This is a genomic window from Amphritea sp. (assembly GCF_050300915.1).
In the GTDB taxonomy this organism is placed as follows: Bacteria; Pseudomonadota; Gammaproteobacteria; order Pseudomonadales; family Balneatricaceae; genus Amphritea.
In genome coordinates this window covers 1-2,644 of sequence record NZ_JBNKYN010000145.1, presented here as the reverse complement: position 1 = coordinate 2,644, position 2,644 = coordinate 1, and the positions used below count along the sequence as shown (strand labels likewise).

3 protein-coding genes are annotated in these 2,644 nt (G+C 48.7%); 2 read left to right on the top strand and 1 reads right to left on the bottom strand.

Annotated elements, in window-relative coordinates:
• Positions 1 to 480, top strand: a 480-nt coding sequence (locus ACQY8X_RS20755) for an alpha/beta fold hydrolase (RefSeq protein WP_428037036.1), incomplete at its 5' end; no start/stop codon positions are given.
• A 74-nt stretch (positions 481 to 554) separates the two neighbouring features.
• Here ACQY8X_RS20755 and ACQY8X_RS20750 read toward each other — a convergent pair.
• On the bottom strand, positions 555 to 1,337 hold the full coding sequence (locus ACQY8X_RS20750) for a DNA-binding transcriptional regulator (RefSeq protein ID WP_428037035.1): 783 nt from the start codon (positions 1,335 to 1,337) through the stop codon (positions 555 to 557).
• A gap of 367 nt (positions 1,338 to 1,704) precedes the next feature.
• Here ACQY8X_RS20750 and mhpD point away from each other — a divergent pair, with 367 nt between their 5' ends.
• Entirely contained in the window at positions 1,705 to 2,490 is a 786-nt protein-coding gene (mhpD, locus tag ACQY8X_RS20745; RefSeq protein ID WP_428037034.1) for a 2-keto-4-pentenoate hydratase, read from the top strand.
• The last annotated feature ends 154 nt before the right edge of the window (positions 2,491 to 2,644 follow it).

Below are 2,644 nucleotides of genomic sequence, written 5' to 3'. Positions count from 1 at the left end.
GAACGGGTTAACAAACTGATTCTGATGGGCGGCGGTACCGGTGGGCCAAGCCAGTTTGTACCGATGCCAACGGAAGGGATTAAACTGATTCAGGCGCTCTATCGCAACCCCGATCTGGAAGCACTGAAAAAGATGATGTCGGTGTTTGTTTACGACAGCAGCCATCTGACCGACGAGATGTTCCAGCTGCGTCTGGACAATATGCTATCCCGTCAGGATCATCTGGAAAACTTTGTTAAAAGTCTCGAAGCCAATCCAAAACAGTTCCCTGATTTTGGTCCGCGGCTGGCAGAAATTAAGGCAGAGACGCTGGTTGTCTGGGGGCGCGACGACCGTTTTGTGCCAATGGATATCGGCCTCAAGCTAATTCGTGGGATCCCTAATGCACAGTTACATCTCTTTAATAATTGTGGTCACTGGGCGCAATGGGAACACGCAGATACATTTAACAGAATGGTGCTGGATTTTCTGCAACATTAATTAAATACCGGTGTATTACTTTCTAATAATCCTGTTTTAAAATTTTTATAACCACTGCTATACAATAGCAGTGGTTATAACTGCTCCTCTATTCTCTCAATAACATCATTCATTTTCTTCAGATATTTTTTTGCTGCTTTTTCAGTGGGCATCGCTTTGGCGATATACACCAGATTCAAACATCCCACCACTTCGTCTTCACGCATAATCGGCCGGGCAATTGCTGCAATATTCCCCTCATCCCCCCAGTCCTGATTATTGGCACCGTAGCCCTGCTCCCGGGTCTGACGTATTACCCGGCGTACATAATCTTCATCATTAGCATGCATTCCCTGCCTGTCGTTATGCTGCCGTAACCGCTCCAGTATTTCGTTACGTTCAGCTTCCGGACAGTAAGTAATATAGGCTCTTCCGGTGGCCGTCATCAGCAGTGGCAGCCGCCTGCCCACCATATCCCGGTGAAACGATAGTTTGCTGAAACGGTGGGTGGTCTCGCGAATAACCATCGCGTCACCATCCAGCGTACAGAGATCGGTTGGCCATATAACCTGTTGTAATAACTGACCTAATAGCGGTGCAGCCAGCTGAGATATCCACTGAGCATCCTGAAATCCTTCACTCAGCTGTCTGACCTTAAGCGTCAGTTGATAACTGTCATCAGACGGGCTGCGCCGCACATAGCCCTCCTCCACCAGGGTTTCCAGTAATCGCCTGACAGTGGTGCGGTGAATACCACTCCAGTCCGCCAGATCACGGATTTTTGCCCCACCATGGGCGCGATTTAACAAATAGAGTAACTCAAGCCCCCGGGTAAGGCCGCGCACATTCTTATACTGTCCCGTTTCTTCAGTTTCCATGATTCAGTACTCATATGACCCTATCAGAATGTGCACTGAGTGCACACTACAGCAGTTTTTAATTGTAGCCTGCTTAACCCTTTTTTTATACTGACACAATAATTATAAGTATTAAAAAATAATAATAGTCATTCACCGGGTGCTGCAAAATGAATATTCTTGTCGCTGTCTATCTATTTTTTCTATCTCGTTATTTATTGCCAATTTCAATAAAACACCAAAGAAACAAGCACTCCGTTTCAGCGTTAAAGCATCGAAGCAAGATTATTAAAACGCCTCGCTATAGGGTTTTTCTACACACATACGCCGGTGCAAACACCTCTTCTGAATATTACTGAGCCAGCCGAATTTAAACAGGATTACACCGATGTCAACTGATCTGGATCTAATCGCCAAAAAACTGCGTGAAGCCGAGCTTCGTAACGAAGCGATCGCCCCCATCCGGGAGATCATTGGAGAAGACAACGCCGAAGCGGCATACAGAATTCAGCAACTCAATACTGAACATGCCTGTCATACCGGGCGTCGTATTGTGGGCCGCAAGATAGGTCTGACTAACGTCAAAGTGCAACAACAGCTTGGGGTAGATCAGCCGGATTTCGGCACTCTGTTTGCTGATATGTGCTATGGCGACAACGAAACGGTTCCGGTCGACCGGGTGATGCAAGCCAAAGTCGAGGCGGAACTGGCGCTCATACTGACCAAAGACCTGCCTGAAACCGATACCACTTTTGCGGAGATGATCGATGCCATCGGCTGGGTAATGCCAGCGATTGAGATCGTCGGTAGTCGCATCAACAACTGGAACATCGGCTTTGTCGATACGGTGGCTGATAACGCCTCCAGCGGTGCGTTTGTGCTGGGTGACGCGCTGCGCTGGCAGGGTGGCATCGATCTGGCAAAAATTAATATGACCATGACCCGCAACGGCACCGGGGTTTCTTCAGGCAGCGGCATTGAATGCCTGGGGCACCCACTCAATGCCGCTGTCTGGCTGGCACGTACCCTGAGCAAGTTAGGACACCCTCTTAAAGCGGGCGATATTGTCCTGACCGGAGCACTGGGGCCGATGGTAGCCGTAGAGCCCGGCGATCAGTTTGAGGTGCTGATCTCATCAATTGGCCGGGTCAGCACTCAATTCAGCCAGGCCTGACTGGACTGGACAGCAATCCGCTCAGCAAAGCGTTGCTGCCAATACAATTCGTTGTTTGAAGGATTTTCCCTATGAAAAAATTAAAAGCAGTGATTATCGGGCCGGGTAATATCGGTACTGATTTGCTGATGAAGATGCAGCGTTCCGAGTGGAT

Coding starts and splice junctions, on each gene's coding strand:
- ACQY8X_RS20750 (WP_428037035.1), bottom strand. CDS start 1,337: ATGGAAACTGAAGAAACGGGACAGTATAAGAATGTGCGCGGCCTTACC.
- mhpD (WP_428037034.1), top strand. CDS start 1,705: ATGTCAACTGATCTGGATCTAATCGCCAAAAAACTGCGTGAAGCCGAG.